This window comes from Agaribacillus sp. DX54 (assembly GCF_056858335.1).
This window is the reverse complement of sequence record NZ_JBXEQE010000023.1, coordinates 1-26,617: the sequence shown is the minus strand read 5'-3', so window position 1 is coordinate 26,617 and position 26,617 is coordinate 1. Positions and strand designations below refer to the sequence as shown.

The 26,617-nt window shown below is 43.6% G+C and carries 25 protein-coding genes; 10 read left to right on the top strand and 15 right to left on the bottom strand.

Translation table 11 applies throughout. The features are described 5' to 3' along the window. The first annotated feature begins 37 nt into the window (after positions 1 to 37). Positions 38 to 1,042, top strand: a complete 1,005-nt coding sequence (locus AC04NP_RS21040; protein ID WP_482861915.1) for a helix-turn-helix domain-containing protein — start codon at positions 38 to 40, stop codon at positions 1,040 to 1,042. Between the two features lie 149 nt (positions 1,043 to 1,191). Here AC04NP_RS21040 and AC04NP_RS21035 read toward each other — a convergent pair whose 3' ends face one another. The 6 genes from AC04NP_RS21035 to AC04NP_RS21010 all read right to left on the bottom strand — a co-directional run bounded on the left by AC04NP_RS21035 (position 1,192) and on the right by AC04NP_RS21010 (position 9,932). Then, complete coding sequence (locus AC04NP_RS21035; protein WP_482861914.1) at positions 1,192 to 1,935, bottom strand: alpha-2-macroglobulin family protein; 744 nt, start codon at positions 1,933 to 1,935, stop codon at positions 1,192 to 1,194. A gap of 69 nt (positions 1,936 to 2,004) precedes the next feature. Beyond that, a complete protein-coding gene (locus tag AC04NP_RS21030) occupies positions 2,005 to 4,926 on the bottom strand; it encodes an alpha-2-macroglobulin family protein (protein ID WP_482861986.1) in 2,922 nt (973 codons plus the stop codon). A gap of 49 nt (positions 4,927 to 4,975) precedes the next feature. Then, positions 4,976 to 7,585 carry an MG2 domain-containing protein gene (locus AC04NP_RS21025; RefSeq protein ID WP_482861913.1) on the bottom strand — a complete coding sequence of 870 codons (2,610 nt, stop codon included), beginning with the start codon at positions 7,583 to 7,585 and terminating at the stop codon, positions 4,976 to 4,978. Positions 7,586 to 8,165: 580 nt separating this feature from the next. Then, the gene (locus AC04NP_RS21020; protein WP_482861912.1) at positions 8,166 to 8,429 is read right to left on the bottom strand and encodes a hypothetical protein; all 264 of its coding nucleotides are present in this window, start codon (positions 8,427 to 8,429) and stop codon (positions 8,166 to 8,168) included. A 165-nt stretch (positions 8,430 to 8,594) separates the two neighbouring features. Next, positions 8,595 to 9,464, bottom strand: coding sequence for an HAEPLYID family protein (locus AC04NP_RS21015; RefSeq protein ID WP_482861911.1), 870 nt, complete (start codon positions 9,462 to 9,464; stop codon positions 8,595 to 8,597). An 84-nt stretch (positions 9,465 to 9,548) separates the two neighbouring features. Beyond that, positions 9,549 to 9,932: a hypothetical protein gene (locus AC04NP_RS21010; RefSeq protein WP_482861910.1), complete on the bottom strand. Its 384-nt coding sequence runs from the start codon at positions 9,930 to 9,932 to the stop codon at positions 9,549 to 9,551. Positions 9,933 to 10,223: 291 nt separating this feature from the next. Here AC04NP_RS21010 and AC04NP_RS21005 point away from each other — a divergent pair, with 291 nt between their 5' ends. Next, positions 10,224 to 10,661 carry an Hsp20/alpha crystallin family protein gene (locus tag AC04NP_RS21005; protein WP_482861909.1) on the top strand — a complete coding sequence of 146 codons (438 nt, stop codon included), beginning with the start codon at positions 10,224 to 10,226 and terminating at the stop codon, positions 10,659 to 10,661. A gap of 46 nt (positions 10,662 to 10,707) precedes the next feature. Here AC04NP_RS21005 and AC04NP_RS21000 read toward each other — a convergent pair whose 3' ends face one another. Next, positions 10,708 to 11,265: an SRPBCC family protein gene (locus AC04NP_RS21000; RefSeq protein ID WP_482861908.1), complete on the bottom strand. Its 558-nt coding sequence runs from the start codon at positions 11,263 to 11,265 to the stop codon at positions 10,708 to 10,710. Positions 11,266 to 11,370: 105 nt separating this feature from the next. Next, a complete protein-coding gene (locus AC04NP_RS20995) occupies positions 11,371 to 12,456 on the bottom strand; it encodes a WD40/YVTN/BNR-like repeat-containing protein (RefSeq protein WP_482861907.1) in 1,086 nt (361 codons plus the stop codon). 209 nt (positions 12,457 to 12,665) lie between these two features. On the opposite strand from AC04NP_RS20995, the gene AC04NP_RS20990 reads away from it, so the two are divergent. Then, positions 12,666 to 13,703 carry an XdhC family protein gene (locus AC04NP_RS20990; protein WP_482861906.1) on the top strand — a complete coding sequence of 346 codons (1,038 nt, stop codon included), beginning with the start codon at positions 12,666 to 12,668 and terminating at the stop codon, positions 13,701 to 13,703. Here AC04NP_RS20990 and sufU read toward each other — a convergent pair. Continuing rightward, the gene (sufU, locus tag AC04NP_RS20985; protein ID WP_482861905.1) at positions 13,697 to 14,152 is read right to left on the bottom strand and encodes a Fe-S cluster assembly sulfur transfer protein SufU; all 456 of its coding nucleotides are present in this window, start codon (positions 14,150 to 14,152) and stop codon (positions 13,697 to 13,699) included. The two genes, AC04NP_RS20990 and sufU, sit on opposite strands and share 7 nt — an antisense overlap. Then, on the bottom strand, positions 14,149 to 15,357 hold the full coding sequence (locus AC04NP_RS20980; protein WP_482861904.1) for an aminotransferase class V-fold PLP-dependent enzyme: 1,209 nt from the start codon (positions 15,355 to 15,357) through the stop codon (positions 14,149 to 14,151). Before AC04NP_RS20980 ends, sufU begins: the two co-directional genes overlap by 4 nt. A 115-nt stretch (positions 15,358 to 15,472) precedes the next feature. On the opposite strand from AC04NP_RS20980, the gene AC04NP_RS20975 reads away from it, so the two are divergent. The 3 genes from AC04NP_RS20975 (at position 15,473) to AC04NP_RS20965 (ending at position 18,551) form a co-directional block, all read left to right on the top strand. Further along, positions 15,473 to 16,669 carry a molybdopterin molybdotransferase MoeA gene (locus AC04NP_RS20975; protein WP_482861903.1) on the top strand — a complete coding sequence of 399 codons (1,197 nt, stop codon included), beginning with the start codon at positions 15,473 to 15,475 and terminating at the stop codon, positions 16,667 to 16,669. 198 nt (positions 16,670 to 16,867) lie between these two features. Further along, positions 16,868 to 18,127, top strand: coding sequence for a sensor histidine kinase (locus AC04NP_RS20970; RefSeq protein ID WP_482861902.1), 1,260 nt, complete (start codon positions 16,868 to 16,870; stop codon positions 18,125 to 18,127). A 184-nt stretch (positions 18,128 to 18,311) separates the two neighbouring features. Beyond that, complete coding sequence (locus AC04NP_RS20965; RefSeq protein ID WP_482861985.1) at positions 18,312 to 18,551, top strand: LytTR family DNA-binding domain-containing protein; 240 nt, start codon at positions 18,312 to 18,314, stop codon at positions 18,549 to 18,551. A gap of 57 nt (positions 18,552 to 18,608) precedes the next feature. On the opposite strand, the gene AC04NP_RS20960 is transcribed toward AC04NP_RS20965, so the two are convergent. Beyond that, entirely contained in the window at positions 18,609 to 19,640 is a 1,032-nt protein-coding gene (locus AC04NP_RS20960; protein ID WP_482861901.1) for a threonine aldolase family protein, read from the bottom strand. A 392-nt stretch (positions 19,641 to 20,032) separates the two neighbouring features. On the opposite strand from AC04NP_RS20960, the gene AC04NP_RS20955 reads away from it, so the two are divergent. From AC04NP_RS20955 to AC04NP_RS20940, 4 genes are all read left to right on the top strand, one after another. Continuing rightward, on the top strand, positions 20,033 to 21,322 hold the full coding sequence (locus tag AC04NP_RS20955; protein ID WP_482861900.1) for a M20/M25/M40 family metallo-hydrolase: 1,290 nt from the start codon (positions 20,033 to 20,035) through the stop codon (positions 21,320 to 21,322). Between the two features lie 18 nt (positions 21,323 to 21,340). Beyond that, positions 21,341 to 22,921, top strand: a complete 1,581-nt coding sequence (locus AC04NP_RS20950) for an N-acyl-D-amino-acid deacylase family protein (RefSeq protein WP_482861899.1) — start codon at positions 21,341 to 21,343, stop codon at positions 22,919 to 22,921. 113 nt (positions 22,922 to 23,034) lie between these two features. Continuing rightward, positions 23,035 to 23,247 carry a hypothetical protein gene (locus AC04NP_RS20945; RefSeq protein ID WP_482861898.1) on the top strand — a complete coding sequence of 71 codons (213 nt, stop codon included), beginning with the start codon at positions 23,035 to 23,037 and terminating at the stop codon, positions 23,245 to 23,247. Between the two features lie 18 nt (positions 23,248 to 23,265). Beyond that, on the top strand, positions 23,266 to 24,357 hold the full coding sequence (locus AC04NP_RS20940) for a serine hydrolase domain-containing protein (protein ID WP_482861897.1): 1,092 nt from the start codon (positions 23,266 to 23,268) through the stop codon (positions 24,355 to 24,357). On the opposite strand, the gene AC04NP_RS20935 is transcribed toward AC04NP_RS20940, so the two are convergent. The 4 genes from AC04NP_RS20935 to AC04NP_RS20920 all read right to left on the bottom strand — a co-directional run bounded on the left by AC04NP_RS20935 (position 24,341) and on the right by AC04NP_RS20920 (position 26,427). Then, positions 24,341 to 24,502, bottom strand: coding sequence for a hypothetical protein (locus AC04NP_RS20935; protein ID WP_482861896.1), 162 nt, complete (start codon positions 24,500 to 24,502; stop codon positions 24,341 to 24,343). The genes AC04NP_RS20940 and AC04NP_RS20935 overlap by 17 nt on opposite strands. Before the next feature lie 21 nt (positions 24,503 to 24,523). Then, a complete protein-coding gene (locus tag AC04NP_RS20930; RefSeq protein WP_482861895.1) occupies positions 24,524 to 24,826 on the bottom strand; it encodes a hypothetical protein in 303 nt (100 codons plus the stop codon). A gap of 43 nt (positions 24,827 to 24,869) precedes the next feature. Further along, positions 24,870 to 25,901, bottom strand: coding sequence for an efflux RND transporter permease subunit (locus AC04NP_RS20925; RefSeq protein WP_482861894.1), 1,032 nt, complete (start codon positions 25,899 to 25,901; stop codon positions 24,870 to 24,872). 112 nt (positions 25,902 to 26,013) lie between these two features. Next, positions 26,014 to 26,427: a MarR family winged helix-turn-helix transcriptional regulator gene (locus AC04NP_RS20920; RefSeq protein WP_482861984.1), complete on the bottom strand. Its 414-nt coding sequence runs from the start codon at positions 26,425 to 26,427 to the stop codon at positions 26,014 to 26,016. Positions 26,428 to 26,617 lie beyond the last annotated feature (190 nt).

Below are 26,617 nucleotides of genomic sequence, written 5' to 3'. Positions count from 1 at the left end.
CTACGCAAAACGGAATAAAACTTACGTTTAAAGAAAATTGAAAACCCGGATAGAACTCACAGATCTCGAAGAACTATTTGCTGAAAACAGTTATCCCGATAATTTTGGGAAGGCGAACGGTGATATTATTGAGAGGACCTTCAACGCAGGACAATGGTTGGGTGAAGGCTATTACCATGAGATTTTTTTCAATGGCATGCATATAGGCTACGGGGATTTCAGTCTTGCCAATGCTACCTCGGTCAGATTTTTAAGCGACTTTGAAACGATAGAAATGCACTTTGCGCTAGCCGGGCACACACTTACCAGGGAATCTTTCTCAAGCCAGATATATGAGTTCAGGGGTGGTCAGCATAATATTGTTTACGCCTCGGCATTTAATGGCACTTCAGACTGGTCATACGGAGGGATGAAAACTTTTGAAATAAATCTGCTGCCGGAATTCTTCACAAAACGCCTGCCCGAAGGACTGGCTATATTCAAAAACTTTAAACAAGCCATCGACCAAAAATGTACTGCCCTGCTCAGCACCAGAAATTACCCGATCACCGCGCAGATGTTATTGATCATTCATGACATCCTCAAATGTGACCGTGCCGGGGAATTCAAAAAAATGTTTTTAGAATCCAAGGTGATGGAATTACTGCTGCTTCAACTGGAACAAATGGCTCACTTTGATAAACATCAGACATCAAAACTATTGCCCAGAGATATAGAAAAAATGTATGAGGTCAGGGAGTTGCTATTGAAAAAAATGGATCATTATCATTCATTGCACAGCCTGGCGAATGCGGTGGGTACCAACGAGTTTACCTTAAAGAAAGGGTTCAAGGAAGTATTTGGAAAAACGGTGTTTCAGTACCTGAACGAGCTCAAAATGAATCACGCTAAAGAAAAATTGATAAAAGATGATGTATCTGTTGCCGAAGTTTCGGCCATAGTGGGTTACAAGAATCCTCAGCATTTTTCAACAGCCTTTAAGAAACGTTACGGTGTGACGCCCACAGCATTAAAATCATGCCGCCGAAAATCGGTAAACTGATGTTTTGATGAAAAGCGGGCTTGTATGCCAAGACAAATGCAAACAAATAAGTACCATTTTTTTTAACAACCAGACGTAAGTGGTAATGGATAATTGACAATTATTTTATGGTATGCATCCGGGGCTTGTGATGATTTCATAGGAACTTTTCATTCCACCACCAACCTTACCCCCTCACTGTGACTGCTAAATTCAGGAGCATACATACTCTGAATGCTCGTGATGCCGTTTGAAAAATTGCCGCGGTTGTTTATTCTGAGATCATATTCGAAGACATACACGCCTTTCGGTAATTGGTCGAAAAAAAAGTCGGTGGAAGCATCGCGGGTGCTTTCATAATAACCCAGGCCATCCTGCCATTTATAGGTTGATAACACATTGACAGGTTCTGTTCCTGCTGCACGCATGTCTTTCATATGTACAAATTCCATGGGCCTGTCAGCCGTTAACGCAATACGTACCCGTACCAGGTCACCCACATTGAGTTTCATAGTGTCCGATACTTCATGAAGCAATTCCCCTGCTTCCGTATAAGAAACCCTGAAAAGTGATTTTGACAGTTTCAGTGGTGTTTCTGCCGGTGTGATTTTATCCAGCTCCTCAAAATACTGCCAATACAATCCGGCCCAGGCTGTGCCTTTTTCTTTTTTGGTAAGGTTTACTTCACTCATTGACGGATCGATTTGCTGACTTGTCCATGATTTTTTGAAATAACCCGTGGCTATTTCGGGTTTACCAATCAATGACGCTGCCGTGATCCTCTCACTGCCCAGCGTTACATCCACTTCTTCAGTGACGGAAAGCCAGTCACTGCCTTTTAGCAACAAGGGGTAGATGGCTTCAGTAGTAGACTTGGTGGTGTGCCATCGGTTAGTTTGCTTGTTTTTTAGCAACCAGATTTTCAGGTGATCGATAGTTTGCAGCTTCTCCTGGTCCGAAATGGTCGTATCGCCGGCTTCAATTTAAGAGAATGCTTCTATCAACAAGGCCTGGGTTTCAACGGGGGCATGGTTCCATCTCCAGCTATCCGCATTAGCTTTCCAATACATGCCCATTTCCTTATGGGTAATGCTGGTTTCCTTGAGCAAATTGAGGATAGCCCTGGCCTTCTTTATCTGGCCAGACCTGAATTTTTCAATGGCAATCATGCCCTGCATATAGGGTCCAAGGCTTTGCCAGTGAGTAAAAGATTGATTTTTATAATAATGGATCGCGGGCCCGACCTCATCCGTGAACATTGAATCGGGGAAATAACTACGCAGGTACAGATAGTGTATTTGATGGGCAGTAATATGCTTTTTATTCATAAACTCAGCCACGGCGCTTTTTGAATTATATTGGCGTTCAGCGCTTTCACGCAATAAATTATAATCATTCAAAATCTCCCTTTCTAGAAACTTTAACCCCTTACGGATGATGGCTTTGGTTTTATAACTCTTATCAACAACATGCAGATGCTGCAGGTGCGCCAATCCGGCAATGATGTGTTGGGTGATGTATCGATTGACCCTGGTGCTGCCACTAAACCAGGGGAAACCACCATCGCCCTGTTGCATTTGCTCCAACTGATAGATGGCAGATTCCAGCGATCTTTGTACTTGTGCACCATCAAAAAGCCTGGCGATATGCTCCTTTTGCTGCTTCTCGCTAAGCGCATCGCGCAGCCAGGGTGTTTCCTGTACCATGATGGATTTAAATGTTTCATTTTTCTCCAGGTTAGCGGACAAACCACCATTTTCAGCCCAGCTTTTAAACACCTTTTCAATGTCATCGTGCTGATTGACAATGTGCAAGGCCAGGGCATTGGCATAATACCTGGCAAAAGTTTGTTCTGCGCATTCGTATGGAAATTCCATCAGGTAAGGAAGTGCCTGAAGCACATACCACGTTGGGTTGGAAGTCACTTCCAGGGTAAGCCGATGATGCCGGAGTGTCGGGGAGTTGTTCTTTTTCAGTTTATTCAGGGTAAAAGTCCCGGACTCACCGGTTTTTACATGCATGGGCAGGGTTTCTGTCACCAATACGCGTTTGGAAAGTATGGGCAGCGCGTTTTGTTCCCCATCGCTAAAGTCACCTGACCTCGCTACGATTTTGTATTGTAGAGCGCTGGCGTTTTCCGGTACCAAAAACTGCCAGGAGACTTCGGTATTGCTACGGTTACTAACGCTAAATGGTTTATTTCTTTCAATATTTTGAAACAGGTCATCAGTAGCTTCGCCCGAGTAAGGGTCGCTCAACTGCAGGCCAATGAAGCCCTCCATTTCCCGGTTGGTCAGATTGGTGATTTTCGCCGAAATAACCACCTGATCACCCTGTCTTAAAAACCTGGGAGTATTGGGTGTGATCATCAGGTCTTTAGTGGTGATGGCTTGCAGCGTTTTGGTGGTAGCGATCAGGTTTTTGTCGTGTGCCAGCAATTGCAGCTTCCACCGGGTAAGTGCTTCAGGTGTGGTGAAAGAAAAGCTGACCTTTCCCTTTTTATCGGTTTTTAAATGGGGATAAAAGAAAGCTGTTTCTTTCAGATTCTTACGGGCCCGGACTTTGGCCAGCGCTTCATCTATTTTCTCTTGGCCCGATTTGGTCATAATCAGGATGACACCATGAGCGCTCCTGGCACCGTATAAAGCTTTGGCAGCATCCCTCTTTAACACAGAAACAGCAGCCAGATCATTTTCTGAAATGTTTGATGATTCCACAGGCACGCCATCTACAATGTATAAAGGAGCCTTTTCCCCATCAATAACAGAATGACCTTTCAGGGTTACCCAACGCGCCAAGCCCTGATGATCGGTAATACTTACACCTGGAACGCTTCCATCCAATTTCCATCTGGGAGCGACCTCGAATGAAACGTCCTCATGGATAACCTCCTCCTGTACAACTGTGACCACAGAACCGGTAATACTGGCCCTTTTCCGAACACCATGCCCTAAGACCACCACCTCAGATAACATGTTTACATCTTCTGCCAGTTGCACATCGATGATATTTCCTTTACCAATTTCATACTTGGCACTCACAAAACCGATAAAGCTGAATCCCAGTTCTTCCCCTTTGGCTGCCCGAATGGTGTATTGGCCATTTGTGTCGGTCACTGTGCCCCTGGTGGTGCCTTTGACCACGACATTGACACCGGGAAGTGGTTCCCCATCCATATTCCTGATATGTCCTGAAATAAACCCTGCTTGTTGTAGATAGTTATTAGAAATCGAAACTTTTGAAACCTGTCCGGTAGTATCAAAATAAATCACACGCAACCTGCTCAGGTACAGATACTGTGCGTTTTTATTATTGTCAATGGTAAATCCGAACCAATCCAGTCGATCGAATTGTTGTTCCCCTACATACACCGGGGGGGATGATAAGTTTCTCAAGACAAAAGTATTATTCCCAAAACTGTTGTTTGCATAGCTCCGGTAACGACTATAATAGGTGGGTTTTGGAAAAGGATTAAAACGCCATTTGTGCGGTTTAAACTGATCCAAGGAAGCATCATACATAGCCGCCAGTACTTCTGCTTCCAGTTTGCCCCTGTTGGGCCCTTTGATCTTAAAATTCCAGGTTTCCCTGGCTCCTGGTAGCAATTTGTCCCGGAAGGTCGCCGTCTCGATTTGCAGTTGTTCTTCTTTTTTTGAAACATTCACGATTTGTGTGCCTGTTTTGAAATCATTGAAATTGACCAAATGGTAATGGATGGCAAATCCCCCGATGTCATTTTGATCGATTGGAATCCGGAGTGTGTAACTATCATTGGACAAATGGATGACCTGCGTACTTACCGCCTTGTGGGCCTTTTCAATATCTATGGTGATGGTCGCATCTTTTAATGCCGTACCGATGGTGAATGCCGCTTTATCACCAACATAGTAGTTGGCTTTATCCAGGGAATAGAATACAACCGTGTTTTGAGGAATATCAGCATAACCGGCATCTCTAAGTCCGAATTTCCTTTTGCCCGTTAAGGTTCCGTGCTTTTAATTTGACGGGTTGGCCCTTCCGGTTTTTCGTAATGATATCCGGGGCATCGATACTAATATTCATGGTGTGATAGCCTACTTTCACGATGGCCTCAGCACTTCTTGTCTCGCCATTGATATCTGTCACATCAGCCGTAATTCGATATTTAAATACCGGAAACTCATCTTCAGGGACCTGTTCATCCGGGATGGCTTTGAAATCGATTAAAAAAACCCCATCTGAGGTGGTGGTAGTTTCACCACTGGTAATTTCCCTGGAGGGCGAGGTGATATAACTTTGCCGGTTTCTCCAATAATACCAGGGTGGATAGCGCACTGTTCTGGTAACTTTATACACTACCTTGGCGTTGGTGACCGCTGCCCCGGTAAATGCTATAGCCTTGCCTTCAATCGATACAGTATCCTTTAGTTTGAAAGAATTTGTTACCGCTTCAAATGAAACTTCAAACCTTGGCCTTTTATACTCTTCGACCGATATGTAGGCTTCATTCCATTCAAAATCATCGATTTCATCGTCATAGAATTGGCTGTCCCCTTCAACATCTTCTTCTGCCGAAATATTATATTTACCGGTAAGGCCCTTGGAGGGGATTTTAAATTCCCCGCTAAAAGAACCAAATTCATTGGTTTTTAATCGTAAGTAACTGATTTCATCATCATTGGGATCATTAAAATACACCTCCACAAATTCACCCGGAACCACAGATAGCTTATCAACTTGTTTTTTAGTAAGAATTCCCTTAAAAAAAACATTTTGTCCGGGGCGGTAAATGCTCCGGTCGGTAAGAATAAAAGGTTTGGCATGAATGGGTTGTATGTCATTTTCCTCACCTTTTATATAATGAGCCCTGGATATGTGGTAATTGCCAAATCTCGCTGTATCGCTTCCGGCAGTCACCATGGCCCTCAGGCCGTCATAGTGGTGGTCATCTTTTTTCACCATGGCAAAACCCTTTTCATCCGTAGTAAGTGTTTTATCAAAATCCAGCCTGTTATTATTACTCCTAAGGTGACTGAAATGAATATTTGCACCCTCGACAGGAGAACCATTATTTCTGTCAAGTACCTGATACCGGTTTATCTTGCTCATCGAATTTTCTACCAAAACAAGATCAGTAATTTGCGTCAGTGCATACCCGTAAACATTTTCCAGGTCAGGGGCTTTGGCGATGATTATATACTGCCCTTGTGGCAATGGGGGCAGGACGGCCTCTGTGGTATGTTCCTGGTAGTCATTCAGATCGGTCATGTTGAAATCCCAGAATTCAAGCTGTTTTAATTGCCCGATGAACGCTAATGCGGACGAATCATTTTTTAAGTGCCGGTATTCGATTTTTTGGTCTTCCCGAATGCGCCATACGGAAAATTGCAGATGGTCGAGGTTAGCATATCGGACAAGTATTCTCGAAGGCGTATTGATGGGAATAAAACCTTCGGCAACCAAAGACAAGGCTGGAGTCAGTATACGATTCTTTAGCTCGCGGCATTGTCTGGCACCTGTGCTTTCCGGAAATTTGTGAATGGCCTGCTCACATATTATCAGCGCTTCCTTTTTCTTAAATTGTGGTGCGTCATTCTTGTTTGGACTATAAGCCGCCCCTTGCTTGAATAAGATTTCGGCCAGTTTGAAATCTATCAAAGTACTGCCCGGATGTGTACCGAATTTATCCTTCAATTTATGCAAGGCATCGATATACAATTGATCCGGATCATCAAATATTCCATGATTTTTTAAAAACGCCAATCGCTCCACCTCCAACATCACGTAAGCCGAACTATCTTTCCTTAATTCATGAAACCGGCACAACTGGCGGTAGATTTTCAGGGCATTCAGAACCAAAGAAAGCGAGTCTGTGGTTATTGGAGATTCGTTAAAATCAGGATCATTGAAATAACCCTCATCACGCATTTCAAATTTATCGACAGGTTGTGTCAGACTACTTTCTGAGACCGTGTAGAAGGCCAGGGCATTATGTGCTATAAAATCGTATAAGGTGGGCCTGTATTGCCCGGAGCCCTGATACTTTATTAACAGTTCATCGATTTCTCCGAGATCAATTGCCTGTAAGTGTGCAGGATTTTGGAGAGAATTTTGAAAGTGATCGTGTATTTCCTGAAAAATGGTGCTTAAATCCCAGGTCCTGAAATCTTCTTTGTTCACCTTTTCACCCGTTCTGGTTCTTCGATAAAATTTCCAGCGATTCTTTTGATAATATTGCCAATAAATATGGGCCAGCATACTTTCAAGGATGTTTCGCAATGGGGTTTCACTGCTTGCCATTTCCTTTTTAAAGTGATTGACAATATGTATTTCATGATCTTCTTTTAAGGTTGTGGCAAACTTTGCCTGAAAGATCATGGCTTTCACCAACTGAACATAATTGTTGTCATTTTTAGCATGTATGTAAATGGAATCAGCTTTTGCCAGGGCGGATTTGGGTAAATACGCCAATTCATATTTGTGCACCTCGCTCCATTGGCTGGTATAAAAATCTGGCTTTTCCTGCCCAAAAATCCACGGAGTCGTTAGGAAAAACAGGGGGGCCAGGCGTAAAAATCTTTTCATAACTTTAAATAGTTAAAGATAAAAAGTTTAACCTGAAGTATATGCCTTACTTTATATAATACCTCGGTGAGGTAAAAAGTAACTATAAAAAGAATATGAAAAACAGGGTTAATCCATAAAAAAGTTAAAAAAATCTGAATTGGGTCATACTATTAATAATTTCACCTAACCCCCTCCGATTTTATTTCAAGAGCGAAACAATCATTTACAATACAGCTACACCATCATTCCCGGGATTATTTTTCCCGAATAAAAGCCGGCGCTTTCCATTGATATCTACCCTGTAAGTCTTTCGTTTGCTAATCAGTAAGGCCTCACTTTTTCCCTCCGAATGACGCGTGTCAATATTGATTACTTTGCCATCCCGGACACTGTATGCTATCTATTTATCTCCTTCCTGAAAAACATAAGGGTCATCTGATATGAGCTGTTGGGCAAAGGCGCTGCAACAGCCAACTAAAAAAACAAGGTTTGAAAAATTCTATTCATTGCAAAAAATTTATTTAAAACTCCCTAAGCCATGTCTTTAACGGAAACATGTAGAAAAATCCGGGAGCTAAAATATGAAAAAATGTGTCGATTAAAAATTATCTATTTGAATGGCTTTTAGGGTACTGTTACCTGCGTCATCATCAGCTACCCTAATCAATGGAATAGTGATATGCCCGAATACTTTTTCTCGCCCTCTTCTTAATGGATTAATCCGGAATGACGCCAGTATGCTATCTGAAACATCCAGATATTGAAAGTGATATTCCCGAATGCTGGCCGTGGTCATATTTCCCCTGGATATCCAGTCTTCTGGTTGGGCCAATGAGGCGGCGGAAAGCATGGTTTTATCCACAAATAGTTTTTTAAGAAAACTATTCAGTGCCTTTGAGTCGCCAGAGGCGTAGCTGAACGAACGCGACAGTCATGCTATTAATCCTTTTCAATTACAATTAAACAATCGATCATTATAGGTATATTATGAATTAAACTGATAGCAAAGCTGATGAAGGACCACTAATTAATGGTCCTTCTGGTGCCCCGGCTCGTAAATTAGTCTTAAAAAGGAACTGAATCGCTGGTTTTCCCGCTTTATGGGTATACCTGTAACAATACCAATGAGTAAGTTATCGGCAATGCCAACCCTCATTTGCGGTCTTATGGTCATATCGAAATCACCGTCTTCGACCGTTTTGTTAAATTCAATCCCTAAAAAATTTCTTGTTCCGGAAATCATATAGTGTATATTACTGTTTATCTCCCAGCTCACATTCGTTTCATTGCCATTGACAGGACGTTCAATGCCCGGTCCCGTATAAACCAGCGTATGGAAATTGTCGCCCCACCGTTTGGCGGCTATAAAGAAGGGGTTGAAAAGGTTTCCCTCAATAAGCCTTTCACGACCATAGTTATCAAATTCAGCCAGTTCAAATTCATGAATATACCCGATGGCCAGACTCGTCTTATGTTTTTCAGATACAAAAAACGAATACTGCGCCGCCAGCTTTAAGCTATTCAGTTTACTTCCCGGGGCACTTCCATTTTCCCCGGTAGGGTAGTAAAAAGTAAATGGGAGCTCTACTTCAAGACCAAGTCTGTTCAGAGGTGCCCATTCGTATTCTACCAGTGTTCCGTATTGGTCGAAGTCTTCATTATCAATGATTTCAATGCCAACGTTCCACTCTTTTTCCCCTTTTCGGGCACCGAGATCCCGGATAAGGTCAATATAAAGGGGTTCCGCGTGCAGCACTTTGGCAGGTTCGCGCTTCTCTTCTACTTCCTGAATATAAAGGCTGTCTTTTACGGTGTTAAGGTTTTCGGTTTGAGCGAAGGATGGATTGGAAAATACTATGCTTGTTAAGAGAATGTATATCAAAAATTCACTTTTCATCTTAATTTGTTTTATGTTATCAGACAAGAGGTATTTATCTGTCTTCAGGGTGAAAACAGCTTGAAATTGGTTCCGTGAAACAAATTAAGCTTCCGGTGGGGGCAGGTGAATTTCCAGGTAATGAACAGGAAAATGTAAAAAATAAACTGAGTTGTTTTGTTTTTTTCCTTTGTCGGGCCGATGGTCAAATTTTGATTTAAAAAAAGGCAAAACAAAATGGTCTATATGGCCTTTCACCGTCGTATCCTGGTGGGGATCGCTGTCATCGTGTTCGGGAATGGCTTCTTCATATCCTAAAACCTTTTCAACAATTAGCTCTATGAGGCTCTCCTGATCGTTAACAGACAAATCTTCAGGTATATCATTGGGCAAGGCATCAGGTGAATCGATGCATATGTTAAGCATGTAGAGCGCCATGAAGCCATAAAAAAGGTTTATGAATCTACTATTTCTTAACTTTCTTACCATTTAGCAAAAATAGAGGATTTGGATTTTTTTCCATTTATTTTTCACACTTTAAACAACGTCTTTTTTAACTCATATTGTTTCATGTTAACCAGGAAAAGAAAAAAAAACAATAAGCCATCTTCATAAAGCCCAAGAATGTTTAAAAAAATGCCATTATGGCATTTTTATCTAAAAAATTTAATCAATTAGCGCCATTTTGACTTAAAAACAATTGAAAATTGGATTGGTACAATTTTTACGCTAGGGTAAACTGAATTTGAAATTGAATGTAAAACCAAAAAAATTATAACAATGACACTAGTAAAATATAGAAACGACTTTAATGATTATGTACCTGCCAACTTCAGCTCACTATTGGATAATTTCTTTAACGAAAGGTTCAATGTAGCAGGTAGCACCAGGAGCTTTCTGCCCAAGGTAGATATCGCCGAAACTGAAACAGGCTTCGAAGTAAGCCTGGCGGCACCGGGAATGAAAAAAGAGGATTTCAACATTGAGGTGAATGATAACTTTTTAACCATCAGCGGTGAAAGGAAGTTTGTTAACGAAGATAAGGGTAAAAACTACCACAGCGTCGAAACACAATACGGAACCTTCAGCAAGTCTTTCAAATTACCAAAAAGTGTAAATGCGGAAAAGATCGAGGCTAAATATGAGGCCGGAATTCTGAATCTTTTTGTGCCGAAAGATGAAAAGAAGAAACTCAAAAATACCATCACGGTAAAATAATCATAATACATCACAGATTACAAAAGGCCGCCAGAGAGCGGTCTTTTTATGAGTTTTCCGAGTCCTTTTTTTCTTCACCAAAAATTCCGCCGAGCTTATGCTTCACCATCGTTCCCATTACCTTGCCGGCATTCATGGAATTATCCACATCTTTTCCTTGCAATAAATCCTTGAAGTTAGTTATAAACTGATTGAGTAGCTGATCGGAAACATCTTTGATAAGCCTCGCCCCGAATTGCGCCAACATACCGGTGATAGCTAATTCCATCGAAAAATCAACTTCCGTACCGTTGGCGTTCTCGTTCAGCTTTCCATGCATTTGCATTTCAGCACTTCCTTTTCCTTTAGCATCCAGGCCTTTGCCTTTCAACACCATTTTATAAGTCGAATCATCTGATGCTTCAATCGTAATCTCGCCATTATACCTGGCTTTAACCGGACCAAATTTGGCGACCACTTCGCCTTTGTACCGGCTGTCATCAATTTTTTCAGTAAGGGATGCCCCCGGCACACAATTTACAATTTTGGCCGGATCACTCAGATATTCCCAGGTTTTTGCCGCTGGCTCTTCCACCTGGAATGTCTTCTCTATAAGTGTCTTCATTCGTAAAGCTTTTAAATTAAGAAACAGTGACCTGATTATTAAAAATAATTTGTGTCCGGTTTGTTTGATTTTTTGATAATTACTTCGAGAAAAAGGGGTGAGCTTTCACAAAACTATTTTAATATAGTTGACAGGAGCCAGATCGCCTGAAACCCTCAACCAACTTTTTCCCTTGTCCTCTGATAAAAACAAATTGCCATTATTCGTGCCAAAAACCAGCAAAGCGTCTTCCTTTGCAAATGCATGCCTTAACACAATACCAAAAGCGTTGAAACCCGGCAACCCTGCTTCCTGCCGTATCCAGCTATTGCCGGCATCTGCGGTGTAACAGACCGACATGCGCAAATCGACCGCCACCCTGATCTCATCACTTTGTGCAGGAATCACCCAGGCCTCATCCGGGTTTTCTTCTTCGATAGCCAGGGCAAAACCGTAATGTGGATAGCCATTAGCGCCGCTCACTTTTTTCCATTGGCCCCCCTGATCCACCGTTCTGAAAATCCCACAATGATTTTGTTGCCACATAACATCCGGATTTGCCTTACAGGCCAGCATCGAATGCGGATCGTGGCCTACTTCAACATTCGGCTTTGGCAAATAAGTGGCTTCCAGGCCGTTGTTTCTGACCACCCAGCTTTTACCATTATCCCTGCTGCCAAAAACACCGGCGCAACTAACTGCGACAAACAGGGTATCCTGATCCCGTGGGTCTGTAACAATAGAATGAATAAAAGGGTGATCCCTGCCTGCACCGAACCACTGGTTTTCGTTAGCCCTGCTGGGATGATTCCAGAGGCCTGTATTCAACCGGAACGTCTGGCCGTTGTCATCACTGTAAAACAACCCTCCGGGCTCGGTACCCAGCCACAAACAACCGGGCCTGTCCGGACCGGCATTTTCCATAACCCATATTTTTTTTAGTTTCACCGTTTTATGCGCTTTGTTTTCCAGGCCTGTGTAGGCCGGCACCGCTACTTCATGCCATGTGTTTCCCTGGTCTTCGGTAAAGTGCAATTTTGATCCCCAGTGTTTATGATCCAAAGCCACCCACCACCTGCCGGTGACCGGATCGACAAACAACATGGAAACCGGCATTCCTAAAAACCGAATGTCAGCTATGTTCCATGCACCTTCTTTCTTTTCAACAATGACAACCCCCTTCGAAGTTCCAACCAATATCTTTAATGCCATATATCAAAAGCTTAAAACCCGTCCAATGAGCGGTATACATGTAAACAACAAATCCTGCGATGGGTTGGCATAATGCTCATACTTTTTTAGTTAACATTTTATCTGTATGGTCGATACAATTGGTTTGCATTTCGTATATTAACAAACAGTAGTATCCGAATATAGTGTTTTTTGATAAAATCCAACGTACAATTCATCGATAATTAGATATGAAAGAGTTACTACCATCCATTCAGGCCTGGCTCAGGGAAGATAAGCCGTTTGCACTGGCCAGGGTCATTTCCACCTGGGGCTCTTCGCCAAGGCCGGTGGGTTCTTCTATGATCGTCTCGGACAAAATGGAGATGGCCGGCTCAGTGAGTGGCGGATGTGTAGAGGGGGCTGTAATCAAGGCAGCACAGCACTTTATCAGTGAGGGTGGTGGAGAAAAGCTGTCTTACGGTGTGTCGGACGAAGATGCCTGGACGGTAGGATTAAGTTGCGGTGGTAAAATCATGGTTTTTGTCGAAAAATTCATGGCCTGCACCGGCCATCCGGAGCAACTGGAGGTTTGGGATCAACTGGAGAAAAATCTTGATTCCAATACAAGCTGCCTCCTGGTAACAAAACTGGCTACCGGTGAAAATTTAAATACCCTGGTTTCAACGGATAAGTCCTTTACCGGAGCACATTTACCGGAAGCGTTAATCGATCAAGCCATAGAAATTTTCAATCAACGAAAAAATGGTGTCGTTGAATTTGAAGATGATCAATATTTTGTACATGTCTTTCCGAGAAGGAATCAATTGCTTATCATCGGTGCAGCGCATATCACAGCAGATCTGGTGCAACTGGCCAAACTGTTTGATTTCGAGGTGATTGTTATTGATCCCAGGGGAGCATTTGCCCAAAAGACCGCTTTCAGGGTTGCGCCCGACAGGATTATTGAAAAGTATCCGTCGGAGGTACTGCAGGAATTTACGCTGGATGCCTGTACCTATGCAGCGGTTTTATCACACGACCCTAAAATAGATGACAACGCCCTTGAAATCCTTTTACCTGCTAACTTAACTTACATCGGCGCATTGGGCAGTCGTAAAACCCATGCCAAAAGGATCGAGAGACTAAAACAACTGGGATTTTCAGAAGCACTTATTACCGAGAGAATCGATGCCCCTATCGGTATGGATATCAAAGCTAAAACACCCAGGGAAATCGCGTTGAGTGTTATGGGCGCTATTGTTAAGGCTAAAAATGCTTTCTACTGAGCGCTGTACCGGACTTCTTTCATATTTTCCAGGAATTTTTTCATCTCGCGCCATCCCAGTGTAGCACAATCCATTCTGGATGGAAATTCATGAACCGCTGAAAAAGCTTCAAATGCAGGATCCGTCACCGTTTTCGGCGCATTGTTCCGGTTGTCCAGGTAATCAAGAAAAGCACAGCAGGTGACATAAGCTTTTTTCAAGTCCTGATCACTGATTAACTGTACCAAAACAGCGTTGGAAGCCTTGGAAATAGCACAGCCGAATCCATGAAAGTACACATCCTTGAGTGTTTGTTTTTCCGCATTGACGTAGAATTTATAATTGTCCCCGCAAACCGGATTATTGGCAACGATCACATGATCGCAATCCTCCTTTTTGCCAAAATGAAAAGGTTCCTTACTGTGCTGTAGTATCACTTCTTTGTACAATGCTTTTAACCTTTCATTCATGACCAAAACCTTTGAATTTCCGTTAGCTTGTCTGTCATCCGATCAATTTCCTCCCTGGTGTTATAGATTGAAAATGAGGCCCTCAAAGTGGCCCTGACGCCCATTTGCTCCAATAAGGGCTGCGTACAGTGGTGGCCTGCCCTCACGGCAATATTATCTTCGGCCAGAAAGGTCGCCACATCATGTGGATGGATGTTATCCAGTAAAAAAGAAACAATGCCAGTGCGTTCCTTGGGACTGGCAATCACCGCCGACTTCCCAATCTTGTTCAGCGCTTCTATGAAGTAGGCAGCGAGTCCGCTGACATGGTCGATAGCCTCTGTTTTATCGACCTGCCTCAGATAATCAATGGCCTCAGCCAGGCCGATCACCTCGGCGATCTGGGGAGTCCCGGCCTCGAGGTTATAAGGATAAGGCATAAACGTGCTTTCATCAAAACCAACATGAGTTATCATTCCTCCCCCGTAATTATAGGGTAGCATGTCTTCTATCAGATCCGGCCTTGTATACAGCACCCCCACCCCAAAAGGGCCGAATATCTTGTGACCTGAGAAAGCCAGAAATTCACAATCCAGGGAGGCCACTTCAAGCGGGTAAAAGCAGGCACTTTGGGCGGCGTCTATCAAAACAGGAACCTTTTTACGGTGCGCAATATCTACCATTTTATCGACAGGATTAACCGTGCCGAGGGTGTTGGAAATGTGCGTGATCGCCAACATCTTCGTTTTACGATCAAGATAGTCATTGACTGCATCAATGACCACCTCGCCGGTATCAGCCACCGGAATAATTCTCAATTCAGCATCTTTTTGCAGGCAAAGCTGCTGCCATGGAATCAGGTTGGAGTGATGCTCCATAGCGCTGATCACCACGTTGTCGCCTGCTCCGATCCTCGGCTTCAGGTAGGTATTGGCCACCACATTGATCGCTTCTGTGGTACCCCTGGTGAAGGCAACAGACTCCTTCGCTTTGCCTCCGATAAAATCCCTTACCTTTTCCCTGACCGCCTCATAATTGGTAGTAGCATTAACTGATAACCCATATAATCCCCTGTGTATGTTTGCATTTCCCCGGCTGTAAAAATCATTTAGCTTATCGATAACAACGCCCGGCCGCTGCGTGGTGGCCGCATTGTCGAAATAAATCAGCCCGGCATGATGCCTGAAAACCGGGAAATGTGATTTTATGAATTGAGGATCAATCATACATGAGACGGTATAGTTAAATATAGTAATTATCTTATCAAGAATTTATCAAATTATCTCTAATATTAAGCACTGAATCTCGGCACCCGGTTTAATCTGAAAATTGTATGCTACTATGATTACTGTTGAAGAAGCTGAAAACATTATACGAGACCACAAGCTCCCGGTAGCGGATGAATCCCTACCTCTGGATCGATGTTATGGCAAAGTCCTGCGGGAAGATTTATTTGCCGACAGGGATTTCCCTCCCTACAACCGTGTTACCATGGATGGCATTGCCATTGATTACAAATCATTTTCGGAGGGGAAAAGCACCATGGAAATTCAAGGTGTCGCGGCAGCCGGCTCACCGCAACTGGCGCTAGCCAACCGGGATGCCTGCCTCGAGGTGATGACCGGCTCCATTTTGCCAACCGGAACAGACACAGTAATCAGGTATGAAGATTTGGAAATCCGTGATAACAAAGCCACAATCCGGGAAGAAAACATTGTACAAGGCCAAAATATCCATTACCAGGGTGAAGACAGGGCAAAAGGAGACCTGATTGTCAAGAAAGGTACCACCCTCTCTGCCGCGGAAATCGGGATTTGTGCGACGATCGGTAAATCATGGCTAAAAGTCAGCCAACTGCCAAAAGTCATGGTTATATCCACAGGAGATGAGCTGGTAGACATTGATGAGGTTCCCAGGCCACATGAAATCAGGCGATCCAACATCTACCGGCTGAAATCGACGCTTGGCAACCTGGGCATACAGGCAGATACCGCCCATCTGCAAGATGACAAAGAAGAAATTCAAAAAAAATTAAGCCAATTTGTCAAAAGTTATGATGTCATCATGTTGAGTGGTGGGGTCTCAAAGGGAAAATTCGACTTTCTGCCAGCCGCACTGGAATCAGTGGGGGTTCAAAAACTATTTCATAAAATCAAACAAAGGCCGGGGAAGCCATTTTGGTTTGGTGTGCATGCCGATGGTTGTGTGGTATTTGCCTTGCCCGGAAACCCGGTTTCTTCATTTATGTGCATGCAAAGATATTTTATACCCTGGCTGAACCATAGCCTGGGAAAGAAGACCGGGCAGACACCTCACGCCGTATTAGCCCGACCTGTCGAATTTAAACCCGACCTGGTTTATTTCGTCCAGGTAAAAATCAATTTTAGCCACGAGGGAAAGCTATTGGCTTTCCCGGTAGAAGGACATGGTTCGGGTGACCTCGCCAATCTGGTAGAGGTCGATGGTTTTCTGGAACTGCCACGAGGGAAAAATGATTTCAAAAGTGGGGAGGCTTACCCCCTTATTACCTTTAGATAGGAAAAGTAATATATGATCAATGATTTATCCTAAACGTTAACTGATATTCGGAAAAACCGGGTTTAAAAACTGTAATTTTTAAGGCTAAACTATCTGTAAATCAGGTTATTTTGGATAAAAATGCTATATTTCGCAAATTTTTATAACTGTTTCATTTAAGTAATTTGTGAAATCCTGGATAAACCCTCATTTGACGGGATGAAAGAAGTATTTTCTAAAATTATAAATGCCGGTGTTGACAGCGAGCTTCCCAACAAAGAAAACCGGAGAGTAAGAATGCTCAATCTTTTTACGTTGGCTTTGTTTACACTGTTGATTGTTTATGTCATTTCCAATCTGTTTTTGAAAAGATACGATGTGCTTTTGTTGGAAACCGGGTTCGCAGTAATTACGCTGATTGTCATTTTTTTTAACAGCAAAGGAAAGTACAGGTGGGCCAAATTTTCCTTCTTTTACCTGATCAACGGATTTGTGTTTGTGTTTACCGTCTTTATTTTTCCAGGCAGAATGCTCGAGTATATTTATTTTCTGAATGCACAACTATTATTGATATTTTTCAGCAGACCGTTGATCATCTATTTGTTTTATATTGGTAATATGCTGTTGTTTTACCTGCCCCAGGTCGTGTTTCAGGTTTACCCCCCGGAAGTTTTTTCTTATACAAACCCTATCATTTTGTTTGTTACTTTTTTTGTGGTGATGAATTATTTTATTACTGAACAGGAAAAATATGAAAGACACATCTCCCTCCAAAATGCGCGGCTGATAAAGTTAAATGAAGAAAAAAACCAACTGATCGGTATCGCAGCTCATGATTTAAAAAGCCCTTTGAAAAGAATTGAAGGTTTAATATCGCTCATTAACATGTCATCCGACAACCTGACCGAAGAACAAAAAGGGCTCATTAAAAAAATTTCCCTCGTATCAAAAGAACAAAATGAGCTCATCCTGGAAATACTTGATCTGAACAAGATTGAAAGCCAAAGCACATCCATAGAACTAAAGAAAGGCAACGTCATCAAGGTACTTGAAGAGGTAATTGAGAGCTACTATCTGATTGCGGATAATAAAAATATCCGGATGGTTACCCGTTATGACAGCCATGACATCTACGCAAAAATTGAAAAGTATTATTTAAGGCAGGTTTTTGAAAATATCCTTTCCAACGCAATAAAATTCTCTCCACCCGACACCATAGTGGAAATAGCGGCCCAAAAGACCGGGAAAAAAGTTGTGATATCCATTAAAGACCAGGGCCCGGGTATTACGGCAGAAGACATGAAAAAGCTTTTTGGTAAATTCCAGAAGCTCAGCGCTCAGCCAACCGGTGGGGAAATATCCACAGGGTTGGGTCTGGCCATTACAAAAAAATACGTAGAAGCCATGAATGGCTCAATCCGGTGTGAAAGTGAATACGGCCATGGGGCCAAATTTATCGTTGAATTCAACCGCTCCTAGCGCAAGTGTCGTGTGGCTGTTGCACAACCTTTTTTCGAAAATAATAAAAGCTAGCGCGCGTTTAGCGGAGCGTGCTCATCGTCACAGGGGCACGCATTACCTCCGCTAAACGCGCGCCATCTTCTTTTGTTGCTTTTGTTATACGATGCGCAACACCCACGTTCCGTGGTTGTTTCACCATTAGATATTACTCTACGCTCATGTCATTAAGCAAACCTTGCCGGATCCGGAAAAGGGGCTGAACCTTGTCAATTTTTTCCGGGCAAACCGCAAATATCCGGTTAACATGGATGCCATCAGTAAATTAAAGGCCGGTAGCAGTAAAATTGCGCTGGATTTAATTCCCGACCCAAAGGATGAGGTGATTGTAAGCAAAGAGAGTGCCCCGAATTTCAAGCCTGGATCGGGGGGTAAAATAAGGTAATGTATTAAATAGGAATTTTACGGGCAGTCCTCAAATGGACGTAATGGCCAATCGCTCTTATGTGAGTACCTTTATGGCTTCGACAAATTTTCTGATATCATTTTCATCCGTATCGAAAGCACACATCAAACGCACTTCGTTAGTTAGCTCATTCCACACATAAAAGAACAGGTTGTCTTGCAGCTTTTCTGTCCAGGACTTTGGTATGATAGCGAAAACAGCATTGGCTTGTACAGGTTTTGTGACGGTAATACCGGGAATGGCTTTTATGCTTTCATGCAATAACGCAGCCATGTCATTGGCTTTTTTTGCATGTTTGTACCACAATTTATCTTTTAACAGGGCTTCAAACTGACAGGCTATAAAACGGTTTTTGGATGCCAGTTGCATCGCTCTTTTATGTTTGAATTTCAGATTTTTTGCCAGTTGATGGTTAAAAACAACCACTGCTTCGCCAAACAACATGCCAATTTTTGTGCCTCCAACAGATACAATATCGACACCGGCTTCTGAGGTCAGCGCTTTCAATGTACAGTTCAAAGCTGTTGCGGCATTAAAAATCCTGGCTCCGTCCATATGCAAAAACATGTGATGTTCTTTAAGTAAATCCGATATGGCCCTGATCTCTTTCAAACTGTAAAGTGTACCATACTCGGTCGGCTGCGTAATGGAAAGGACCCTTGCCTGGGGGTGGTGCTCGTCACCGACCCGGATGATTTTTTCTTTGATGGCTTCGATCTCAATCTTTCCCTCAGAATTGGTTTGCAGGGGAATTAACCGGCATCCGGTAAAAGATTCCGGGGAGGTGGATTCGTCAACATACAAATGTGAACAATCTGCACATAGTATGGACGAAAAGGGCTCAACTGCCGTGCTAAGCGAGAGGACATTCGCACCACTACCGTTAAACACAAACCTGACATCTGCAACATCACCAAAATGGTGACGGAAAAGTTCCCTGGATTTCCTGGTAAAATCATCACCTCCATAAGACCCGGCATGCCCGGTATTGGCCTCGATAATGGATTGAATTATTTCGGGCAAAGCGCCTGCATAGTTGTCACTGGCCAGTGTTTTTACTTTGTTCATTGAAGTGGAACGATCTGTTTAACGCTCTCAAATATAATGGATATTATCAGGAAAGTTAGTCAAACTGTCTCTTCAAATTTCTTATGGCGAGGCTGTCCGATAAGGTCCATTGTGACCAAAGGAACCCGGATTTTGTTTGGCCTGGCGTTTTTGATACCCTCCTAACCTTCTTCGAGGGAGGAGTAACTGCCCCTTTGAAGCTGGCCGAAACATACTACTTACCGGACAGCCCTAAAGTGAAAAAAAGCCAAACTCCGGAGTCATAGTACGACGCTAACTCATACTATGAGTGGTTGGCGATCAGGCTTCAAAAAATAAATAGAAATACATCCCAACATATAACTAAATTAATTAATTCTGTAATTTAGGGTTAATCAACCATACCGATACCAATGAAACCCGTAACCCTGATACTACTGTTATCTGTATTTTCGCCTTTATGGCTACACGGTCAAAATTCGACACAGATTGCTAAAACTTACCAGAAAGAAATTGCCAGACTCAGCAAAAACAAGGTTATGCAAAGCGCCTTTAATGCCATCGAAGCTTTAGAGCCTCAAACCAATAATGACCTTATCATGCTTACTGAAATCCCCGCACCCCCTTTCATGGAAAGCAAACGGGCCCAAAAGTTTAAGGCTATGCTGGAACAAACAGGGGCCACGAGGGTATGGATAGACGAAGCGGGCAATGTGCTGGCCTTGAAAAAGGGACGGTCCGGTCAGAAAACCGTTGCGCTGGATGCGCATATTGACACGGTATTTCCTATCGAAACAGATGTTAAGGTCAAAAAGAAAGGTGACACACTGTATGCTCCCGGTATTGGTGACGACACCCGTGGGCTGATGGTAGTATTGACAGTGCTGCGGGCCATGCAACAGGCTGGTCTGCAAACGGAGGCAGATTTGCTTTTCATCGGTACGGTCGGAGAAGAAGGGTTAGGTGACCTTCGGGGGGTCAGGCATTTGTTCGAAAAACCGGAAATTCCAATAGACGCCTGGATTTCCATCGATGGAGGACCTATGGGCCGCATCAACAACAAAGCTTTGGGGTCCAAAAGATATAAAGCCATATTTAGCGGTCCGGGTGGTCACTCATGGGGCGCTTTTGGTTTGGGAAACCCTGCCCATGCCATGGCCAAGGCGATTGATTACTTCACCGGGCAAGCCTCCGGGTTCACAGCAAAAGGCCCTAAAACAAGTTACAATGTAGGACGCATAGGAGGTGGCACTTCGGTGAATTCCATCCCTTTTGAAGCATGGATGGAGGTAGACATGCGTTCTGACGATCCGGAAAGCTTAAAACAAATAGACGCCATTTTCCGGGAGTCAGTCAAATCAGCATTAAACGACTATAACAGGTCAGGGGTTGAAGGCCCTCCGGTAACACTCGAGCTCGAAATGATCGGAGACCGGCCTTCGGGAGAAATACCGCCGGAAACGCCCCTGGTACAAAGAGCGATGGCGGTAACCGGGTTCTTTAACGTCACGCCCCGGCTTACCCGGGGTTCAACCAATGCCAATATTCCGATTTCCAAAGGAATTCCTGCGGTTACCCTGGGCAGAGGTGGCAAAGGCGGTGGTACCCATTCTTTAAACGAGTGGTGGCTCAATGAAAATGGCGCCGAAGCCATAAAGCTCACTTTATTATTAACCGTTGCTGAGGCTGGGTTAAGTAAATAATCATTTTAATTCAGTAGTATGAAAAAGTCATTAACCCAATTTTTCGCCCTTGTTTTCGCCATGTCCCTATTGACGAATTGTATCCGGGAAAAGCCTTACGATTTAATCATACGGAATGGAAAAATCTATGATGGCACCGGGGCAGAGGCGTTTGAAGCCGATATCGCCATCAACGGGGACCAAATTATAAAAATCGGTGACCTGCAAAACAGTAAAGCTGCGAAACAGATCGATGCCCAAAACCTGGCCGTCGCCCCTGGTTTTATAGACCTCCATGCCCATATTGAGCCCTTGCTTACACTCCCCGGCTGTGAAAGCCTCGTTCGCCAGGGAGTAACTACGGCATTAGGCGGTCCTGATGGCAGTGGTCCGTGGCCATTGGGTGATTATCTGGATACCCTTGAAACGGTTGGAATCGGCATGAATGTAGCATTTCTGGTTGGCCACAACACCGTAAGAAAGCATGTGATGTCTCTTGACCAACGTGCCCCCACGGCTGATGAACTGGCGCAAATGAAACAGCAGATTGAACAAGGCATGAAAGAGGGGGCATTTGGCATTTCCACAGGGCTGAAATATCTTCCGGGTGCTTTTTCGGAAGTAGACGAAGTAATCGCACTTTCGAAAGTGGCAAGTGCCTATGGAGGCTTTTATACCTCACACCTGCGCGAAGAGGGCTTAGGTCTTATAGATGCTGTCAGGGAGGCTATATTGATAGGCCGGGAGGCAGACATTCCCATTGTGCTAACCCACCATAAAGTTATCGGAAAACCCATGTGGGGCAAAAGTGTAAAAACACTGGCGCTGGTTGACTCGGCCAGAAATCTGGGATTGGACGTTATGATGGATCAATATCCTTATGATGCAAGTTATACGAGCCTATCCATCATCCTTCCGGCCTGGGCCAGGGCCGGCGGGGAAGAGGCTTTCCGGGAAAGGACCAGGAATCCCAAGCTCCGGGACAGTATCCGGTCCGGTACAATTTTTAATATATTGAATGACCGCGGTGGAGCAGACCTGCGAAGGGTGCAATTTGCTAAAGTAGACTGGATGCCGGCATTGGAAGGAAAGACACTCCACGACTGGGCCATCAGCAAAAATATGGAACCTACCGTGGAAAACGGAGCGGATTTAGTCATAGAAGCCCAGCTCAATGGTGGCGCCCGCTGTATTTTTCATGTGATGGATGAAAATGATGTGGAAAGAATTATGCAACATCCACAAACCATGATCGCCTCCGATGGCAGGCTGGTGGCCCCGGGCATGGGACATCCGCATCCACGATGGTATGGCGCTTTTCCAAGAGTATTGGGGCATTATGTAAGGGAAAAAAAGATAATCACACTGCCGGCTGCTATCCATAAAATGACAGGCATGCCCGCCAAAAGGCTCGGATTAGCCGACAGGGGAACAATTGCCGAAGGCATGAAAGCTGATATGGTTGTCTTCGATCCCGAAAAAGTGATAGACAAAGCCACTTTCGAAAACCCTCATCAATACCCTGAAGGAATTGACTATGTGTTGGTTAACGGTGTATTAGCAGTTGATAAGGGTGAGTTTAAAGACCACAGAAGTGGCAACGTATTGAAAAAAAATTGATCCGGCTCATTTTATAATGTCCCGCGGGGACAAAACATTGGTAACAAAATGATAAATTTGGAGCGACATCTCCCAAAAACACAACATCGAAATAGGAAAAAACAGGATAAATCATGATCCGAATTCAGGGAGGAGCAAAACAAACAAATCCTGAATTCGGACGAAACGAATCAAAGAAATCACCCGGATGGTGGGCAGTCATGACACGTGGTCGTATCATCAGGTTCGCCGGCCGGGCTTCGCAATTTCGTGAGAGTCATAGTATGGCTTTGAACCATGCTATGACAGAATATTGGTTTTATGGTAGTATATTTAACCGAAAGTGATCATATCAGAGACATAAAATGAAAAGAAAACTATTTTTAATCAAGGTATTATTGTCAATCGTATTGTTGAACACGCAGTGCACTGTTAAAGCTCCGGAGGACGAGGCTGTTGAAAAATCCAGGTCGCTTGTGGCTGGATTCGTGAAAAAAAACAGGATTCCCGGCTTGAGTGTTTCGGTTTCAAAAGACGGAACAATGGTTTGGTCCGAAGGGTTTGGCTATGGCAATGTAGAGCAACAGGTAAAGGTCGATCCTTCTGCCACCCGGTTTAGAATAGGAAGTGTCTCTAAAACACTGACAGCCACAGCTATTGGCCTGCTGCATGAAAATAATAAGATGGACATCGATCTTCCTGTCCGGCATTATGTTCCGTCTTTTCCCCAAAAAAGATGGGAAATCAACATCAGACAGATTGCCGGGCATATTGCCGGGATCAGGCATTACCGCGGTCCGGAATACCTGAGTGACAAAAGATATGCAACAGTAACAGAAGGTCTGGTGATGTTTCAGAATGACTCCCTGCTGTTTGAACCGGGCACCGACTATACTTACTCCAGCTACGGATGGAACCTGATCAGCGCAGCCGTGGAGACTGCATCGGGCACGGAATTTTTGCAGTTCATGAAACAAAATGTTTTTGAACCGGTGAAAATGACACGCACCGTTCCTGACTATGGAGAGGTCCTTACCCCTTTCAGGACCGGATTTTATGCACTGTCTGAAGACAGTACCTGGTGCAATGCACCGTCCGTAGATAATAGCTACAAATGGGCCGGAGGCGGATTTTTGTCTACCACCGAGGACCTGGTGAAATTCGGAAATGCCATCCTTACAGGCAGCCTGCTCAATAAAGCAACCACGGAGCTGCTTTTTACTCCCCTGACCATTTCCAACGGAAAATCAACGGATTATGGTTTAGGGTGGAGAAAATATGAAGGCAACGGGGGTGGCGAATGGTATGGTCACAGCGGTGGCTCTGTAGGTGGTACAGCCATTTTTATCCTTTCCCCAAAAGAAAAAATGGTTGTTGCCATCTTGTCGAACTTATCCGAAGTTGGCTATGACCGCCTGCATTTTACCATTGCTGAAAACTTTATGAATTATCGATAAAGTATCTTTTCGATTGCCTGTTAGCCTCGTGTGCCGGGGACTCGATTTTTATCACCTCCTCTGGCCTGTACCGGTTTTCGAGGACAAGTAAGGCTAAATTCCATTGTGCAAGATCCCAACCGTTACGGTAGTTTACTGTGGTCATAATATATACTTTAGATTTTTTTTAAAAGAATTTTGACAAGCCGAATTGCGCAAAGCTGTCATCCCTGAAAAAATACAGGAACTCCTCTTCCTGCAGGTTGTCGAATATCCTGGCCTCCACCTCGACTTTCCAGCTATCACCTATTCTACGGCTTGTTTCAACAGAAAACAATCCGGATTTATAATCCAGGTCATAAATCACCCCACCCAATATTTCGGTGCTGTTTACATCGTTAAAAGCAAATCTGGCACCCAGAAATAAGTCATTGGCCAGGCCTGAAATAGCCAGTTCATCACGCTCGTCATACAAATATTCGACAAGCACCCCAATGTCAAGACCACTCGAGGCTATATTGCTGAAAGTATATTCAACGCCCGCCGCAATGGCCAGAAAATCCTGGAACCCGGTATCCCTGTAAATTGACTCTCAAACTCTCTGCAATAGCTTCCCTTTTGGCCAGCCCCCTTCTCATACCCTGCATCATGGTAATGAGAATATGAATACTGTCTGCCACCGCCAGTGTCATGATAATAATAGGTGCTGCACCAGAGGGTGGTGTGAGCCTGAGCCCGAGGTGTCCGGCAAAACCCATACCGGCAGCAATGGAAAAAATGATGATAATCAGGGCAGAAAAAGTGCCTGAAACAGTTCTGGTTGCAAGAAAAATCGTAATAACAATCGCCAAAAACATTAAAGGAATCAAGGTGCCGGAGTCCTTGGCAGACGCTTCGAAAAAGGCACTATTGAGCATAATGATGCCAGACAGGTGAGTTTTTAAGCCAAGATGCTCCTTTTCAAATTCAGCGACCATCTCCCGTACATAGGCGGTTACCTCCAGGCCCTCGGTTATGGCCTCTCCCGGCAGCTTTACGGTAATGTTGACTGCCGAAACCGTTCCCTGTTCGTTAAGAAGCCTGTTGACCAGCAAAGGTTCGTTTAGTGCTATTCTTTCAATTTTTTTGATCTCCTCATCGGCGCGTTCCCCTACATGATCTGCCAGATCTTCCACGTATAGTTCATCACCGATGGCATAGGTATGCTGAAAATTCGTGATGGCATCTACACGGCTTGAGTACGGTGTTTGCCATGATTTCCCGGTCAGTTCCTCAATGGCGGCAAGCGACTCTTTGGTGAATGTATGACCGTCCTGAGGTTCGATGACAATCAGCACATTATCATCCTGAGTATACTTTTTCTGAAAAGCCTCATAGGCCAGCAACTGTGGGTTATCTTTGCTAAAAAACACACGATAATCGCCATCAAATGCCAGTTTTGACATGCCAAAGCCCAGGATCATAAAAGTAAGCACTGAAACAATAAGTACCAGCCACTTTCTTTTTATGACCCACTTTGCCCAGGCAATTCCGAATTGCCCCGACACTTTCTTTAGTTTTTCCATAAGTTATTTGTTGATTTAAGTTTGTTGTTATCAATTTGAGGTAATGGCTATTTTGTTTTTGTACATTTCAAAATTTATATATTACGATTTTTGAAATAATACGGTAAAAAAATTAAGCAGCCGCCTTTTCAAGCAATTGCACCAGCTTCTTTTTCTCTGCCTCGCCCAGCTTATCCATCACACCCCTGGCAAAATTTTTCATTTTGGATGTTAGTGATAAATAAATAGATTTCCCCTCCTGGCTTAACACCACCACAATGATCCTCCTGTCACTCGAAGAATGAATCCTTCTCAAATACCCTTTTTCGCTTAGTTTATCGATGATGGCCGTAGCTGAACTAACGGGTATTCCCAGGAAATCAGCCACCTCTCTCATAATCATTTTTTCAGATTTACCCAGCATGATCAATAAATTGAATTCCCGTTTGGATACATCCCCATATGCCTGTTGGCAAGTGGCATCTACTTGCTGCATTTTAAAGATCAGGGTTTCAAACGCTTCAATAAACCTGTCATCGTAATCCATTATTTTCAAATAAATACAGATTTAAAATATTGAATTATATGAAATACGAAATAAATGCTGCAGGATTTTGAAAGCTCGGTTATTTTTTAAAAAAAATATGGCAGCCGTTTCATTTTATTAACAAACCCTCCGTGTCCCTTCGTGTCTTGGTGCCTCCATGGTGGAAAACGGTTTACCACCGAGGAACCAA

Excerpts from the sequence above, each read along its gene's own strand:
- AC04NP_RS20935 (WP_482861896.1), bottom strand. The coding sequence starts at position 24,502 with ATGACCACAGTAAACTACCGTAACGGTTGGGATCTTGCACAATGGAAT.
- AC04NP_RS20975 (WP_482861903.1), top strand. The coding sequence starts at position 15,473 with ATGATTACTGTTGAAGAAGCTGAAAACATTATACGAGACCACAAGCTC.
- AC04NP_RS20990 (WP_482861906.1), top strand. The coding sequence starts at position 12,666 with ATGAAAGAGTTACTACCATCCATTCAGGCCTGGCTCAGGGAAGATAAG.
- AC04NP_RS21010 (WP_482861910.1), bottom strand. The coding sequence starts at position 9,932 with ATGGTAAGAAAGTTAAGAAATAGTAGATTCATAAACCTTTTTTATGGC.
- AC04NP_RS20925 (WP_482861894.1), bottom strand. The coding sequence starts at position 25,901 with ATGGAAAAACTAAAGAAAGTGTCGGGGCAATTCGGAATTGCCTGGGCA.
- AC04NP_RS20950 (WP_482861899.1), top strand. The coding sequence starts at position 21,341 with ATGAAAAAGTCATTAACCCAATTTTTCGCCCTTGTTTTCGCCATGTCC.
- AC04NP_RS21000 (WP_482861908.1), bottom strand. The coding sequence starts at position 11,265 with ATGAAGACACTTATAGAGAAGACATTCCAGGTGGAAGAGCCAGCGGCA.
- AC04NP_RS21005 (WP_482861909.1), top strand. The coding sequence starts at position 10,224 with ATGACACTAGTAAAATATAGAAACGACTTTAATGATTATGTACCTGCC.
- AC04NP_RS20980 (WP_482861904.1), bottom strand. The coding sequence starts at position 15,357 with ATGATTGATCCTCAATTCATAAAATCACATTTCCCGGTTTTCAGGCAT.
- AC04NP_RS21015 (WP_482861911.1), bottom strand. The coding sequence starts at position 9,464 with ATGAAAAGTGAATTTTTGATATACATTCTCTTAACAAGCATAGTATTT.
- AC04NP_RS20995 (WP_482861907.1), bottom strand. The coding sequence starts at position 12,456 with ATGGCATTAAAGATATTGGTTGGAACTTCGAAGGGGGTTGTCATTGTT.
- AC04NP_RS20960 (WP_482861901.1), bottom strand. The coding sequence starts at position 19,640 with ATGAACAAAGTAAAAACACTGGCCAGTGACAACTATGCAGGCGCTTTG.
- sufU (WP_482861905.1), bottom strand. The coding sequence starts at position 14,152 with ATGAATGAAAGGTTAAAAGCATTGTACAAAGAAGTGATACTACAGCAC.
- AC04NP_RS20955 (WP_482861900.1), top strand. The coding sequence starts at position 20,033 with ATGAAACCCGTAACCCTGATACTACTGTTATCTGTATTTTCGCCTTTA.
- AC04NP_RS21025 (WP_482861913.1), bottom strand. The coding sequence starts at position 7,585 with ATGAAAAGATTTTTACGCCTGGCCCCCCTGTTTTTCCTAACGACTCCG.
- AC04NP_RS20920 (WP_482861984.1), bottom strand. The coding sequence starts at position 26,427 with ATGGATTACGATGACAGGTTTATTGAAGCGTTTGAAACCCTGATCTTT.
- AC04NP_RS20945 (WP_482861898.1), top strand. The coding sequence starts at position 23,035 with ATGATCCGAATTCAGGGAGGAGCAAAACAAACAAATCCTGAATTCGGA.
- AC04NP_RS20970 (WP_482861902.1), top strand. The coding sequence starts at position 16,868 with ATGAAAGAAGTATTTTCTAAAATTATAAATGCCGGTGTTGACAGCGAG.
- AC04NP_RS20940 (WP_482861897.1), top strand. The coding sequence starts at position 23,266 with ATGAAAAGAAAACTATTTTTAATCAAGGTATTATTGTCAATCGTATTG.